We start from the raw sequence: 16,096 nt of genomic DNA on the forward strand, positions 1-16,096 counted from the left end.
AACCACTCAAGCGGTTAAGCAGGATTATTATGATTAGATTTAGACAATCAAAACTGACAATGTGTATCGCGGCTGCGTTGCCAATACTTTCGTACGCGAAAGACACCAGCCAATTGGAGAAACTTGACAGTGACTCACTGGGTATTGAAGTAAAAGCTCACGAACAAACGGATAACTCGCGTATCTACCTAGACCAAGGTGCGATTTGGGTAAGCCGCGACATCATGCGATTTGACCCGGTACTTGACCTGAGCATTAGCAGCGATGTTGAAGTGAAAGATGGCAAGCCATTGCAAGAGATGAGCTTTGCTATCACAACCAACTTCAGCTACTACGTTGACCATTACCAACTGGAAGTCTTCCGTGGTGGTGACCGTGGCTTGGTTGACCCTTTAGCAGTGGTTGAAGGTCAGCAATTTGCCAACGATTTCAACATTGTTTGGGATGGCGCGACCGACCAAGAGTATCAATTTGAATCCAACACACAGCTGTTGTTCCGTTTAAAAGCCTTCGATAAAGACGGCAACATGGACGTGACGACGGTTGGTGTGATTGACCTTGTCGAGCCAGATTCTGAAGTCGATATCGACAAGAACGACGGTGAAGAAGAGCAAAGCCGCAAGCTTGGTAAAGCTCAGTTGATGCGTCACAACATTCCAACCTCTGCGGGTCTGGCAAGATTCATGGGTACGGGACTAAAAGGCGTCGATAAAGTCGTGATTGGCGAAGACGAGTTTGATGTGGAAGAGGGCGAGTTATACGCAGAACAGTACTTGCCAGCAGATGCGTATCTCTTCCCTACTCGTGTAGTATTCGACAGCGGTGAAGAGCGTCGCTACCAACTGTACGTGCGTATTCCTGATGAGTATTGGGTACAAGCAGGTCTTGCGGATTTCTACATCGGTAAAAACAAAGTGACGGGCAACTCCGCCGCATTAGCCGTCGACGAGCAATACCAAGATGACATCTATAACCAAGGACGCTTGGCGTACTTTGGTCAGGGTAAATTTGGCGACAAACTCAGAGTTACCACTCACTTTGATACTAAAGAGAGTGACGTGCGAGACATGTTTAAGAACCCGTTTGCCTCTGACTCATCCAGCGTATTCGACATTCTCGAAGACGACGATGAGATGTATTACGGCAACTATGGTGACAGTTCCAACATCTACAAAGTGGTAAATACCAAAGGTAAGGTTTACCTCAACGTTGAGTACGACAAATCCAATGTGTTGTGGGGTAACTACAACACTGGCATTACTGGCACCGACAACAACGATTACAACCGTAGCTTATACGGCTTTAAAGGTGACTACCGTACTCGTTCAACCACCAAGTTTGGTGAAGATCGTCTAAACATTGTTGGCTTTGCGGCTGAATCTGATTCACTCTTCGCTCACGATGAATTCCTAGGTACTGGTGGTTCGTTGTACTTCTTGCGTCATGGTGAAGTGGTACCGGGCAGTGACAAAGTGATGGTGAAAGTTGTCGACCCAGACAGCAGCATCACTGTGCAAGAAATGCCGCTGCAATCGGGGCGTGACTATGAAATCGACCCATACCAAGGCCGCATTATTCTGACCAGACCGCTGAACAACATCATTTCGGATAACTTTGGTGATGTGATAAACGACCAACCGAGTTCAGGATACAAAAACTATCTTGCGGTGGACTATGAATACGTCCCTCAAGGCAGTGACGCGCTTGACGCAATGACCGCTGGTGGTCGTGTGAAAGGTTGGGTGAACGACTACATCGGTGTGGGTGCAAACTACCAAACCGAAGAAAAAGACAACCAAGATTACGAAGCGTACGGCACGGACTTAACCTTGCGTGCATCTGAAGGGACGTACTTAAAAGCCGAATTCGGACACAGTAAAGGTCGTCAAACCGATTCCAACTACGTTTCTTTCGATGGCGGTTTAACCTTTACCCCAATTGGCAGCAACGCGGAAGATCGTGAAGGTGATATCTACCAAGTGAAAGGGGTGATGAACCTTTACGACTTAGCTCCTAACGTATTCTCTGCGGTGGGTAACGACGTTAAAGCTTGGTACAAATCCAAAGACGCAGGTTACAGTTTTGCTAGCCAAGATGATGACTTAGAGCAAGAGTCTTACGGTACCGAAATTCGTTTCCAAGCCACTGACCGAGTTGCTGTTAAGACGCGCTTTACCTCGGTTGAAGAGCGTGAATCCGATGGTGATTTGCGAACGGATACCCAGCAAGCGGAATTGGAAACCCAAGTTAAAGTCACCAAACACATCAAGATCTCGGCAGCGGGTAAACAAGTTGAAGAGCTAAACAACCAAGATGAAAAAGGCAAAGGCACGTTAGCGGGTCTGCGTGCTGACTACATCTGGGACAGCGACAACAACGTGTACATCAAAGGTCAGAAAACCGTAGGCCAAACAGACGAATACGACGAGAACGACAGCGTCACGCTCGGTGGTGAAACGCGAATTCTAGAAGACTTTGTGGTTGGCGCGGAATACACCACGGGTGATCGCGGCGATGCCGCAGAAGCGAGCGTGACGTATGACGTAACGGAAGATTACAGCACCTACTTAACCTACGTAGACGACACTTACGAAGGCAAAAACAACGTGATTGTCGGTCAACGTGCAGACCTGACTTCAACCGTCGATTTCTACCAAGAAAACCAATTTGTAGATGAGAACAACGGCAAAGGTCGTATTGACTCGTTTGGTTTTGGTTACGACATGAACGACGACATCGACATGGGGATTGGCTATCAAAAAGGCGAAATTGAAGACGACCAGAAGATCACCACAGAGCGCCAAGCCGTGAGTGTGAGCACATCCATCGATGTCGATGACGTATTGTTCAAGAACAAAGTCGAGTACCGTGTCGACAAGACCGATGATTCCGCAGACCCAGATAAAAAACGTGTCGACCAATGGGTGACGACTAACCGTTACACACATCATCTAACGGAAGAGTACACCTTGTTTGGTAAGTTCAACTACTCACGCTCAGAGAGCAAATCGAGCGATAAAGTGTTGGCTCGTTTTATTGAGTCGACCGCAGGTTTAGCATATCGCCCAATCTACAACGACCGTTTGAACGTACTTTCTCGTTATACGTATTTGGTGGACTTCGACCAACTTAACCGCGATGTGGATTACAAAGATGAAGAAAGCCACATCATCGAAATCGAAGGTATCTACTCGTTGGATGCAAACTGGGATTTAGGCGCGAAATACGCTTATAAGGACAAGCATGAAATCTTCACTCGTCAGTCAGGCGAAGACATTCCAGTCGACAGTAAAATTTCTCTCTACGGTTTGAGTGCCTCTTACCGTGTTATGAAAGATTGGGACGTGACTGGTGAGTACCACTGGAAGACGGACAGCACCTACGACGAGTTAGAGCAGGGAGCATTGGTTTCGGTTAACAAACATTTGAGCGACAACTTCAAAGTCGGCGTGGGTTACAACTTCTCAGGCTTTGATGGCAATCTAGCGAATGATGACGATTACGATGCATCAGGCGTGTTCATTAACCTAGTTGGTAAGTTATAAGAGGGCGATATGAAAACGACGATTCGTTTGTTAAGCGGCATGATCGCAGGGGCAATATTGGCAGGTTGTTCGGCGGATGCGTATGTAAGCCAAGAGAACCGAGAAAAGTTTGCCGATGTCAATGTCTCCAAGTTTCTGATCAGTGAATGTTTGGCACCGCAACGCGAAATCCATATTGCGGTAGCCGAGCATTTCGACTTCGATAAATCCATCATTCGTGAAGCCGATGCGGCAAGCCTAGGTGCGTTCATCCGTGATATTCAAGGCTTGAGCGGACGCATCACGATTGTTGGTCACACCGATTTTAAAGGCTCTGACGAATATAACGAGAAGCTGTCTATGCGACGCGCTGAATCGGTAGAAGCGTACCTTCAGCAGCAACTCGACCCAGAGCAATACGATTGGGAAGTGAAGCACTTTGGTGAGTCGCAGCCGCTAGCGTTGGGTAAATCGGATCAAGCTCGTGCTGAAAACCGTCGTGCTTACGTGATGTTTGAAGAGGCGAAGAAGTACGAAGAGATGCCTTTCTGTGAGCCGCCAAAACCAGAACGTAAGATCTACATGGCGATGACACCACACTTCGATTTCGATAAGTCGGAATTAAAACCGGAAGACCTTTCACAATTAGATGATTTCATCGCAAAACTGCAAGGTTTAGAAGGTAGCATTATGGTGGCTGGTCATACCGACCAAGTGGGTTCGCTCTCTTATAATGAACAATTGGCGGAGCGAAGAGCGCAAACCGTGGTGGCGTATCTCAAGACGAAACTCGATCCATCGCAGTTTGTGTGGGAAGTAAAAGCCTTTGGTGAGCTTCAACCTGTGATCAACGAAGAATCTCCAGAAGCCAATGCTTTAAACCGCCGTGCGTTTATCGTATTTAAAGAGAGTGAACTGGGGCTACCGACTGAATAATTTGGTAAGGTTGTCCTCTCGCAAGCTAGCTATCTGTTTTCTGAGCGATATTTAGCATGAAAGGTCAACCTATCTAAACCAAACAGGGAGTCGGGTAATGGAGAAAGTGCAGTTAGTCGTCGATTTTCTTCTCACTCATAAATTGATTTTTACCGCACTGATCTTTGCGATTATGTGGTTAATTCGTCGTGCAATTTTATCGATGATTCGTGGTGATCACGCTTTTCTCTCAGAAGATCAGCGTAGTTGGATGTCCAGAACTAAAAATGGCACCTTTGCTGTTACATTACTGATTTTATTTATTTTATGGCAATCAGAAATTAACGAGTTTGCTCTGAGTGTAACGGCGATTGCCGTTGCCATTGTAGTGGCATCCAAAGAAATCATTTTGTGTTTTACGGGTTCGATTCAAAGAGCAAGTTCGCGTTCTTTTCGCGTTGGAGACTGGATTGAGGTCGGGAAGTTGTGTGGTGAAGTGATTGAGCACAATATGATGGCGACGGTGATTCAAGAGATCGACCTGCATCACGGGCAATATCATTACACCGGCAAAACAGCGACATTGCCTAATAGTATGTTCTTTACCTATCCAGTAAAGAACCTCAACTTCATGAAGCGGTACGTTTACCACAACTTTTCTGTAGTGGTGAAAGACTTCGTCAATTTGTATCCACTGTTACCGATTTTAACTGATAAAATTGAAGAACATTGCAGTTACTTTGCTGATGTTGCACATCGTTACAATGCGATGATTGAAAAACATGCTGGTGTTGACCTTCCTGGTTCTGAGCCACATATGCATATTTCTAGCAACATTAATGGTGAACAAATTCTGCACGTGATGATTTTCTGCCCAACCGATAAAGCGAACCACTTAGAGCACTTAATTCGTAAGGACTTTATGGAACTTTATGAGCAACGTTTTCCTGTAGTGCGAGAAGAATAGAGCATCGTACTTCGCCTTTAATTTCAAACCCCGCTATCAAAATAGCGGGGTTTGTTTTTCTTAGCGTATTTTTAGGCTGTAACAATATTCCCAACTTAGCTGAATTTACTCTTCAGCATTAAAAATAGGAAGTAAGTGCTGCCTATAATAGCGACCAACGTGCCAGCTGCGACCTGACTTGGATAAATAGCGATTTGTCCTAGCCAATCTGCCCACAACATTAGGGTTGCGCCAATTAAGGCACCGACACACAGTTGCTCTTTCACTTTTCTTGCTCCTAACATCATCGCCATATGGGGAGCGACCAAGCCAACAAAAGATATTGGACCAACTGTAGCGGTAGAAAAGGCGCATAACAAAGCAACGATGGTGAGCATAAGCGTATTGGCTACGGTAGGGTTAAGCCCTCGTGCATTTGAGAATTGTCGCCCGATGGAAATTAGTGTTAGCCAACGAGAAATCGAGAATACAGCGGCAAGCAGAACTATTATGGCCAAACATAGCATCAGTGCGGTGTCGGCTGTGACTCGATAAATAGAACCAGTTAGCCACAATAAAATTTTGTAACTGTCACCTGAACCTTGAGCTAGCGAAAATTGAACAAGAGCTTCTAGTAGTGCCGTTAGTGCGATGCCGGACAACACGAAGTTAGATGGATTAAAATGGCTTCGTTTACCGATAATCAGCAATAACATCAATACGGACATACTTCCGAAAAAAGCGATACCCCAGCTAAATGCGGAGAGAAGCGACCCAGCGATGACTCCTGTCGTAATAATGGCAAACGTGGCTCCGGAAGACACACCGAGAATATCGGGACTTGCCAGAGGGTTATAAACAATGCGTTGCAAAATGATTCCGGCAACGGATAGCGCAATACCGACAGAAAGTGCGGTTAACATTCGCGGCCAACGCAATTGCCATTGGAACTCACCTGGCACAGACCATTGAATTCCGTTTATACCATGGGTAACGAATGAGTAAGCTAGAATCCCAACCAGACTGAATAGCGCAATGCTGCATACCGCGCGTTTAGAAAGCGCCGTTTTTCCTTGGCTCATTGAAAGGTTAAGTTGATCGGTTGCCGTCAGCTTTTTACGAGTAAACCAAATTAAAGCGGGAGCGCCAATAGCTGCAGCCGCTACGCCGCTAGGAATGGTTTCCTCTAACCATAAGCTCAGCGAGATAGCGGCAGAGTCTGTGATGATTAGTAGCATTGCGCCCAAAAGCATGCTGCTGATCAATTCGTCGCGCGGTGTTCTTGCCCCCATCGCTCTGGCAATATTGGGTGTCAGTAATCCGATGAAGCTGATAATGCCAACTGTGGTGATTGAGGCAGATACCAGCCAAATACCCATCACCATTAACGCACCAAACGCGGGTAATACCGCTAAGCCTCGGGCTGCTGCGCCTTCTTGTCCTAGTTTCATTAAGGTCAGAATACGTGGTGCGACGATCAAAATTACGATTGCGATAGCGCAGCGAGGCAATAACCACTCAAACCAATCCCAGCTGTATTGAGAAAGGTCTCCGGCTCCCCACATAAAAATATTCTGTGCGAACTGGGCGTTTAAAATAATAATGGCTGTGGCGATAGAACCAAGCAAGATATTGATAACCATCCCCGAAACGACCAACGGCAAACCTGTCATATTACGCACGCCTGCAATTGATACGATCAGGCCAAACGCCACTAAAGCCCCCACCATTGCGGCTAATGCAGAGTAATCGGCTACCCAATCGACGAACCAAATGTTTACCACGACTAATGCAAGCCAAGCACCAGAAGAGGTGCCAAGAGTCAACGGCGAGGTGAGGTTATTCTGCGTTAATTGCTGCATTAAGCTGCCGGTGAGACCAAGCATGGCACCAACAAGCAGGGTCATACTTAACCTAGGAAGCTGCGCTTGCGTAAAGAATACGTCACGAAACTCGGTTGCTACCTCTGGTTTTGTTAATAATTGCCATTGTTCGAAAAGTGATAAATTAGTATCAATTTGTAGGCTAAAGACGCTAAGTAACGTAATCAGCGCCAGATAACCAATATAATGTTTCGTTCTCATTGTTCTGGTGCCAACTCTATTAGACTGTCGGTAATCGCTTCAGCGGTGTATTGCAAAGACATGGCACCGCCATACGCCCACACTGCTCTGACTGAATTTACCCGCTGCTTTTTCACAAACGGCATCGCTTGCCAAAGTGGCGACTCTTTCAGTTTTCGTTCTTCTGGGAAAGGTTGTACGTAGAGAACGTAGCTGTTTTGAAGGCTCTGAAGCCGATTGATTCGATCTTGCTTTACTCCCCACGCACGTGGGTCCTCTTTAATTGGAGCCTGTAATCCCAGTTTTCTAACCACGTAGTCAGTGGTGGAGTTTTCGGTTGCAAGTAATACAGTATTCGGGGTTGAAAATCGCATCACAAGAACGCTGAGTGGAGCAGAGTAATAGTGGCGAATTCGCTGGCGCATCTGCGCAAATGAAGCATCTAATTCTGCCAGTTTCTGTTCAGCAAGTGCCTCTTTATTGAATAGCTTGCTGAGCGTACGAAAGTGACGAATGGCCGTTTCAGCTGCGGCCTCATTTTCAGAAAAATTAGGTAAATAGATTACCGGAGCAATTTGTTTGAGTAACGGAATCAAGTCTTGCTGTGGAGACGCAGCAAGGATGACATCTGGTTTCAAACTGGCTATTTTTTCTAAGTTGGGCTCTGCTCGGGTTCCAATATCTTCAATTGACTCTGGTGCAGTTGGATTGACGACCCATTGGCGGTAGCCTGGTAAATTTGGGGCTGCGATTGGTTCTACGTTTAGCGCCAAAACTTGTTCTAAGATGTCCCAGTTTAAGGCTACAACGCGTTGTGGCGCGTGCTCAAAACTATGCTCACCATATTCATCGGTAACGGTGATGACTGCATGTGCATTGGTCATAAAAAATGCGAGGAGAAAAGCAGATTGTGTAACCACAGTAAGTAAACGAGCTATTATGCGCATACAACAGCCACCTTTTGGCTCGCTAATGTGTTAGCCGGGCTTGGGTGTTCAATCAGCTTAATTGGTGACTCATATAGTTTAGAAAGGCGTGCCTCGTCTAACAACATGTCGGCGTTGCCTTCGAAGGCAATTTTACCTTTTTTGAGCGCAACAATGTGGGTGGCGTAGCGCAGTGCTAAGTTCAGATCGTGCAGGATCACGATAATGCCTACATTCTCGGTTCGATTCAGTTCTGCCAGCAGCGCCATTAGTTGAAACTGATGGTGAACATCGAGCGCCGAGGTTGGCTCATCGAGAATTAAAATTGGCGATTGTTGAGCCAGTAGCATAGACACCCAAGCACGTTGGCGCTCACCGCCCGATAAGTCATCCGCCAAAGCTTGAGCAAAAGGTGTAACCCCTGTTCGTTCCATAGCCTGCGTGATGATCTGTTTGTCTTCGGTTTTCCAACGACCAAGTGCCCCACGCCACGGAAAGCGACCTAAGCGCACTAGCTCTTCGACCGTTAAACCAGCTGAAGAGGGCAGCTTTTGTGGCAAATAGGCGATCTGTTTTGCCAACTCTTTGGTTTTAAGTGATGAAAGGGAAGTATCGTTTAGTGTTACCGTGCCTTTATATGGTGGCATTTGACCAGAAAGCAGGTTCACCAGTGTCGACTTACCTGAACCGTTATGGCCTAAAACGACCGTTAGCTCATTTGTTGGGATGTTAAGTTGTTCGATGCCGAGGATCTGACGTCCACCTCGCACGATCTCAATATTAGACAGTTGAAACATGGATGGCTCTTAGGAGAAAACTCCCCTCAATAGAGGGGAGTAGAAGTACAATTACCAGCGGTAGTTTGCGTTTAGCATAACAGAGCGAGACTGGCCGTAGTAACACCAGTAATCGCAACCTGAAACAAACTCTTTATCTAGGATGTTGTTCACGTTTAGCTGTGCTTGCCACTGTGAAGTGATGTCGTAAGTGACTGACGCATCCCAAAGAGTGACAGAAGGAACCGTTAGGTTCGAGCTCTTAGGGTTATCTTTTGACTCACCTACGTAGCGCACACCAGTACCGATATTGAGGCCTGGAATCAGGCTGTAGGCGCTGTAGTCTACCCATGCAGACGCTTGATGCTCAGGAATAAGTGCGGCTTGTTTTTTACCTTGGCCAAAGCTCTCATCTGTTTTCGCTTTAGTGTAGGTGTAGCTTGCCATCAGTTTTAGATCGTCGGTTAGCTGCGCCGTGCTTTCTAGCTCAATACCTTGAGATGTCACTTCACCTGTTTGTGTCGCAATCCATGTTGATGGGTTAGTGACCAACGCGTTCTTTTGCGTGATGTCGAACCATGCAAGGTTGATAAAGCCATCCATAAAGCTTGGCTCATACTTTACACCCACTTCTACTTGCTCGCCTTCCAGCGGTTTGTAAAGTTCATTGGTTGCCGCATCAATAGTGCTGATCACTTCAAACGACTGAGAGTAGTTTGCGTAAGGTGACAGGCCATTGTTTGCAAGGTACATCACACCCGCACTTAGAGAGAGCTGACCATCATCACGAGATTCACTTTGATCAACGGTAGCGCCTTTGCCAGAGTTTTCTGTTTTCACCCAGTCGTAACGAGCACCTATGTTACCAATCCACTGTTCATGCAGTTTCAATTGGTATTGTGAATAGAGACTTGCTTGAGATTTCTCAATCTCACGTTTCACGTTGTTGGCAGGATCAAGAGGGGTGAAGTTGCCGTAAACTGGGTTCCACGGGTTGATAGTGCCAAATGCATAGTTGTCTTGCTCGTCGCCATCGGTTTTGTGGAATTGCAGATCCATACCGATAAGCACTGTGTGCTCTGCGTTGTCTGTCATCCAGTTGCCGACAGCATTGTTATCGAACGTAATGCTCTGGTTTTTTCCGTCACGGAATACGATGCCTTGCGTTAACTCTTCTTTCGCTGGATCGTTGTTTGAGAACGCGTAAGAGCTGCGCAAGTACAACTCATTCGAACCGTAGTTGAGGTTTTGCGAGAGTGACCACATGTCATTGATGTCGTGCTCTAGTAAGTAACCTAGAGAAAACTGCGTGCGTTCGTATTTATCGTAGTTTGGCTGACCAAGGTTAGTCGAAGGATCGATTTTGCCAAAGTTAGAACCAATCAGAGTACCTGCTGCCGGGAAGAATGGGTTAGTTGGTACACCGTCATCATGAAGGTAAGTTGCCAAAACGGTCAGCATTGTACGGTCAGAAATGTCGAACTCGACACTTGGCGCTAGGTAGAAACGCTCGTTATTTGTGCCGTCCAGTTCACCATCTTGGCTTGTCATCAAGCCAACCAAACGATAGCGCACAGTGCCTGCGTCGTTTGCTTCGTCAGCAATGTCAAAACCTACGGATTGGTGTTGGTTGTTGCCAACTTCGACTTTTACTTCGCCTTGAGGCGTAAACGTTGGTTTTTTCTGAACAGCATTCACGATACCGCCTGGTGCCGATTCACCAAACAGAATAGCCGATGGACCTTTAACGACTTCTACACTTTCTAGGCCGTAAGGTTCGACCAACCATGTGTAGTAACCATCGCGGAATAGGCGGTTGCCGTTTAGGTAAGTCGCTGCATCAAATCCACGAACTTTGAACCAATCAGTGTCGTTGTCTGCGCCATAAGGCTGAGCGGTTACACCAGACGTGTAGCGTAATGCTTCATCTAGCTTTTTCGGTGCACGAACACGAAGTTCATCTTCAGAAATGATAGATACGCTGCGCGGCGTTTCTGCTGCCGGGGTTTCTACTTTAAGTGCTTGCGCGGTGACCGTTATGGTCTCCATGGCAATCACGTCATCTTGTACGACGTCTTCTTGAGCTTGTGCTGTGAATGCAACCACTGCTGTAGGTGCTAAAGCACAAACCAACGCGTTGCGGATAGCGATGGTCAGTGAGTTATTCTTTTGCATAAATCTATTCCCGATAATTATGATTAACGCTAAGCTTAATTGTAATTATTATCATTTGAGCTTTTGTTTCGGTATTTTACTGACTTTTGTATCAAAAGATAGTAAAACGTTCGCAAATTCATTCGCGGTACCTAAAGTCATTGTTATGTTCAATTGGTTTGAAAAACTGACCCAACCCTTTCCCCAGATGGAAACCGAAAAGCCACCGAAGACGCTATTTGGCTTTTGTCGTTTTTACACTCGTGGCTTTGAAGCCCCTTTACTCGTTATGGCTGTGTTCAGTGCGCTTATTGCCATTACAGAGGTGACGCTGTTGCGTTATATGGGCGAGCTCGTCGATATTCTCTCTAATCAAGATCGCGCAACATTCTGGCAAGACCAGGGTGATCGCATGCTAATGATGCTGTTCTTAGTGGCGGTTGTGATGCCAGCTCTCGGTTTTGTCCACTCAATGGTGATGCACCAAACGTTATTGGGTAACTACCCGATGTCTATCCGTTGGTTGATTCACCGTTACTTGCTAAAACAAGCGGTTGGATTTTTCCAGCGTGACTTTGCAGGCCGAGTTGCGACCAAAGTGATGCAAAGTGCGTTAGCGGTACGAGAAACGGTCATGAAGCTGGTGGATGTACTGGTTTATATCAGCGTTTATTTTCTTTCGATGCTCTGGATGATGGGCGAAGCCGATGGTTTGCTAATGTTGCCTATTGTGATTTGGATAGGAATGTACGCGGTTATCCAGTTCTACTTTATCCCTAAAATGAAACAAGTAGCGACAGAGCAAGCGGATGCTCGTTCTGTAATGACTGGGCGCATTGTCGATTCTTACACCAACATATCTACCGTAAAGCTATTCGCGCACTCGCAACGAGAGTTGGAATACGCAGAAAGCAGCATGAAGCAATTTTTGGTGACGGTTTACCGCCAAATGCGCATGGTGACTTGTTTACTGTTTAGTGTGGATGCCATCAACTATTTGCTGCTGATGTCTATTAGTGCCATTTCGGTTTATCTATGGCTAGATCACGCTGTAACAATTGGTGCTATTGCGATTGCCATCAGTATTGCGTTGCGCGTACAAGGTATGTCGAAGTGGATCATGTGGGAAGTTAGCGCACTGTTTGAAAACATCGGTACAGTAGTAGACGGTATTAATACGATTTCAAACGATGTTGAAGTGAAAGACGTACCAAATGCTAAGCCTTTGCAAATCTCTCAAGGTGAGATCTGCTTTGATCACGTAGGTTTTAACTACAGTGATGAGAAGGCAGTATTTGAGAACTTGAATCTGACTATCAAACCGGGCGAAAAAGTCGGCATTGTCGGTCGCTCTGGGGCAGGTAAATCCACGTTGGTCAACTTGTTGCTGCGCTTTTACGACGTAAATAGCGGTAAGATTTGTATTGATGGACAGGACATTTCTCAAGTTGAACAAGAGTCGCTTCGCCAACACATCGGTATGATCACGCAAGACACCTCTTTGCTGCATCGTTCAATTAAAGAGAACATTCTTTACGGTGATCCAGATGCTTCAATGGATGCCGTTATCGCAGCTGCTGAGAAAGCACATGCTCATGATTTCATTCAATCTCTACGAGACGAGCAAGGTAACGTTGGCTATGACGTTGAAGTGGGTGAACGCGGTGTGAAGCTGTCTGGTGGTCAGCGTCAACGTGTGGCGATTGCTCGCGTTCTGCTGAAAAACGCGCCAATTTTGATCATGGATGAAGCAACGTCTGCACTTGATTCAGAAGTAGAATCGGCAATTCAAGAAAACCTTGAAGTTCTGATGGAAGGAAAAACAGTGATTGCGATTGCTCACCGTTTATCAACGATTGCCGCGATGGATCGTTTGATTGTAATGGATGACGGCAAAATCATTGAGCAAGGCTCGCATTACGAGCTGCTGCAATTGGGTGGTGTTTACGCTCAGTTGTGGAAGCATCAAACCGGCGGATTTTTGTCTGAGCAAGGTGATGCTCAACTGCAAGTCATCTAATATGACGCTACACGAAAGAGGAGCAAATGCTCCTCTTTTTTGTGTCTGTCGTTTATACCGAGTAAGTAGGCGTTAATGGGCAACGTTAACTTGTGATTATTCATTGAGTTAGGCCAACTTAATGATGATTATGTTTATAACTCACTGTCGTTATTGAATTTTTTACGCTTTTTTTACGCGAACTCCGAATGGGCTTTTGCTAAAGTTTTCTACATCGAATTTTGGTTGATGTATTTTATGTTTGTTCAATGGCGAGATAACACCTTTCTCTTTTCTACTACCGTGATTGTTGGTGCGGTTGTCGTCTCATGGCTGTTAGACCAACTGTTTGGCTCTACAGCCGCAGTCCTGCTGATTTTACAGTTAGCGGTCGTGGTAGTGGCGTTTCAATGCAACTCGCGATTCGCTTATGCGGCGGCGGTGGTCGAAGCGTTGAGCTTCAACTTCTTTTTCACGACGCCTCGTTACTCTTTGCAGATGTTTCGTCCGGAAGACATTTTTAATTTAGTCGTGTTTATGGTGGTGGCTTTTATCACCAGCACCTTTGCGGATCTTTATCGTCGGCAGCAGGGAGAGTTAAAACAAACCAAGCTGCAAAACAGCATCCTGCTATCGGTGTCCCATGACCTACGCACGCCGCTAGCAACCATTATTGGAACACTGACCACACTCAACGAGTACATGCCCAAGCTCGATGACTTAGAGCGTAAAGAATTGCTCGACAGTGCGACTTCAGAAAGCCATCGCTTGCATCAATATATCGAGAACCTCTTACAGGCGACTAAGCTCCAGCACGGCACATTAAAAATTACCAAAAAAGATGAGCTGATTGCAGATATTGTGCGGGATGCGGTTTCTCGTTTGCCGAATTACACCGAGAAAGTGTCCATGAATATGGATGATTCCGTTGGTTATTTATCAGTAAGTCGTTCGCTCATCGAACAAGCGATTTTTAATGTGCTGGATAATGCCATGCGATTTTCACCAGAGAATGAATCTGTTGAGGTTTCACTTTCTAAGCAGGGTTTGTCGTGCGTGATTGATGTTCGGGACATGGGGATTGGCATCAAAGCTGAAGATGCGGAAAAAATATTCAACCTTTTCTATTCCGGCGCGAACAACAAATCGGCCGATTCAGGCACCGGAATGGGACTCGCGGTTGCCAAAGGCATCATCATCGCACACCAAGGAGAGATTCAATCTATGCCAGTATCAGAAGGGACGCTGATCCGCATTCTACTTCCACTCAATCAAGGAGCAGAGCAGGCGTGAGTTACAAAGTTTTAGTCGTGGACGATGAGCCTCGCATTCATACCTTTATTCGAATTTCGCTGTCTGCTGAAGGGTTTGATTACATTGGCGCGAGTACCATTGCAGAAGCCAAAGCGTGTTTCGAAGCACATTCGCCGCACGTCATTCTGCTAGATTTAGGCTTGCCCGACGGCGATGGGACGGAGTTTCTCACGACGCTTCGTCAGACGTATAAAACGCCAGTGCTAGTGCTGACAGCTCGCGATCAAGAAGAGGAAAAAATCCGCCTTTTAGAAGCGGGCGCGAATGATTACTTAAGCAAGCCTTTTGGCGTAAAAGAGCTCATCGCGCGCATCAAAGTGCTGGTTCGAGATTTGGTGGATGAGAAATCCATCGCTGATGAGCTGGTGGCTGGCCGAGTCAAAATCATCAAAAGCACCCACCAATTTTGGTTGGATCAGAGGGAAATTCCACTCACCAAGAAAGAATTTTCTTTCATTGAACAGTTGATTCTCAAGCCGGGAAAACTCATTGAGCAAACTCATTTGCTAGCGGTGATTTGGGGAAAAAGTCATGTCGAAGACACTCACTACTTACGCGTGTTAGTGAGTCAACTACGCAAAAAACTGAACGATAGTGCTGACGAACAGCGGCTATTAAAAACCGAGCCGGGGCTGGGTTATCGTTTAGTGCTTGAGACGTCCAAGTACCACTAAATTCCAAATTTAATCAACGTTAATGCCAAGGTTTAGTGCTGGTTATCGGCACTCGAACAGGATTCGTGTTGCCTATTTTTCGTGACGGAAAATCAGCCTAGCCCTTAGCGCATTAGCATTTTCTATACATAAAACACAGTTAGGGATTGATATGGCTCACTTTACAGTAATTGGTTTAGGGCGATTTGGCGTTGCCGCTAGCTTAGAACTTATTCATCTTGGACACACCGTAACGGGGGTGGATAGCGACCCGAAAATCGTCGAGAAATACGTCGAAGAGTTAACGCAAGCGGTCATATGTGACGCAACAGACGAAGGTGCACTCAGAGAGTTAGCGTTAGCGAACAGTGATGTGGTGTTGGTGGCGATTGGCGAAGACATGCAAGCCAGTTTGTTGTGTACGCTGGCGCTGAAAAATCTGGGTGTGAAATCTATTTGGGTCAAAGCGAGCACCAAAGCACACCACACCATCGTGTCTAAGCTTGGTGTACAACGCATTATTCATCCGGAAGAGGAGATGGGCGTAAGAGTCGCGCAGGCACTCAACTATCCGATGGTGAACAACTATTTGGAAATGGGGCATGGTTTGTATGTGGTGGAAATCCACGTTAAATCCAATCTGCACGATACGCCGCTTTCTAAGTTGATCAGCCGAGGCAGTTACAACATTCAGCCTATCTTGGTGAAGCGCGAAGAAGCCGTCTACACCAATATCAATGATGAGTTTGTGCTTAATGAGTTCGACACGCTGTTGCTTTGCGGTAGTCGCGCTGAGCTGAAATACGTCGCTCCAAGGTTGGTGTAA

Annotated in this window: 11 protein-coding genes; 7 read left to right on the plus strand and 4 right to left on the minus strand. The window is 46.2% G+C overall.

The features are described from left to right. Positions 1 to 29: 29 nt before the first annotated feature. From R7Q41_RS02025 to R7Q41_RS02035, 3 genes are all read left to right on the plus strand, one after another. Positions 30 to 3,545 carry a hypothetical protein gene (locus R7Q41_RS02025; RefSeq protein WP_206959027.1) on the plus strand — a complete coding sequence of 1,172 codons (3,516 nt, stop codon included), beginning with the start codon at positions 30 to 32 and terminating at the stop codon, positions 3,543 to 3,545. Positions 3,546 to 3,554: 9 nt separating this feature from the next. Then, complete coding sequence (locus tag R7Q41_RS02030) at positions 3,555 to 4,460, plus strand: OmpA family protein (protein WP_206959025.1); 906 nt, start codon at positions 3,555 to 3,557, stop codon at positions 4,458 to 4,460. 97 nt (positions 4,461 to 4,557) lie between these two features. Beyond that, positions 4,558 to 5,406, plus strand: a complete 849-nt coding sequence (locus tag R7Q41_RS02035; RefSeq protein WP_005375171.1) for a mechanosensitive ion channel family protein — start codon at positions 4,558 to 4,560, stop codon at positions 5,404 to 5,406. Positions 5,407 to 5,501: 95 nt separating this feature from the next. On the opposite strand, the gene fhuB is transcribed toward R7Q41_RS02035, so the two are convergent. From fhuB to R7Q41_RS02055, 4 genes are read right to left on the minus strand one after another with little or no spacing between them, the layout of a single operon-like run. Then, positions 5,502 to 7,469, minus strand: coding sequence for a Fe(3+)-hydroxamate ABC transporter permease FhuB (fhuB, locus tag R7Q41_RS02040; RefSeq protein WP_258480828.1), 1,968 nt, complete (start codon positions 7,467 to 7,469; stop codon positions 5,502 to 5,504). Further along, positions 7,466 to 8,395 (minus strand): iron-siderophore ABC transporter substrate-binding protein, encoded by a 930-nt coding sequence (locus R7Q41_RS02045; protein WP_154203993.1) that lies wholly within the window; start codon positions 8,393 to 8,395, stop codon positions 7,466 to 7,468. Before R7Q41_RS02045 ends, fhuB begins: the two co-directional genes overlap by 4 nt. Continuing rightward, entirely contained in the window at positions 8,386 to 9,171 is a 786-nt protein-coding gene (locus R7Q41_RS02050; RefSeq protein WP_318107664.1) for an ABC transporter ATP-binding protein, read from the minus strand. Before R7Q41_RS02050 ends, R7Q41_RS02045 begins: the two co-directional genes overlap by 10 nt. A 51-nt stretch (positions 9,172 to 9,222) precedes the next feature. Then, the gene (locus R7Q41_RS02055) at positions 9,223 to 11,325 is read right to left on the minus strand and encodes a TonB-dependent siderophore receptor (protein WP_054578633.1); all 2,103 of its coding nucleotides are present in this window, start codon (positions 11,323 to 11,325) and stop codon (positions 9,223 to 9,225) included. A 145-nt stretch (positions 11,326 to 11,470) separates the two neighbouring features. Between R7Q41_RS02055 and R7Q41_RS02060 the strand changes: the two genes are divergently transcribed. The 4 genes from R7Q41_RS02060 (at position 11,471) to R7Q41_RS02075 (ending at position 16,096) form a co-directional block, all read left to right on the plus strand. Then, a complete protein-coding gene (locus R7Q41_RS02060) occupies positions 11,471 to 13,324 on the plus strand; it encodes an ABC transporter ATP-binding protein (protein ID WP_042521744.1) in 1,854 nt (617 codons plus the stop codon). 237 nt (positions 13,325 to 13,561) lie between these two features. Next, complete coding sequence (locus R7Q41_RS02065; protein ID WP_171344188.1) at positions 13,562 to 14,596, plus strand: DUF4118 domain-containing protein; 1,035 nt, start codon at positions 13,562 to 13,564, stop codon at positions 14,594 to 14,596. Then, positions 14,593 to 15,291 (plus strand): response regulator transcription factor, encoded by a 699-nt coding sequence (locus R7Q41_RS02070; protein WP_285398851.1) that lies wholly within the window; start codon positions 14,593 to 14,595, stop codon positions 15,289 to 15,291. Before R7Q41_RS02065 ends, R7Q41_RS02070 begins: the two co-directional genes overlap by 4 nt. Before the next feature lie 151 nt (positions 15,292 to 15,442). Further along, on the plus strand, positions 15,443 to 16,096 hold the full coding sequence (locus R7Q41_RS02075) for a potassium channel family protein (protein ID WP_005375180.1): 654 nt from the start codon (positions 15,443 to 15,445) through the stop codon (positions 16,094 to 16,096).

The organism is Vibrio sp. 2096 (assembly GCF_033339595.1).
GTDB classification, from domain to species: Bacteria; Pseudomonadota; Gammaproteobacteria; order Enterobacterales; family Vibrionaceae; genus Vibrio; species Vibrio alginolyticus.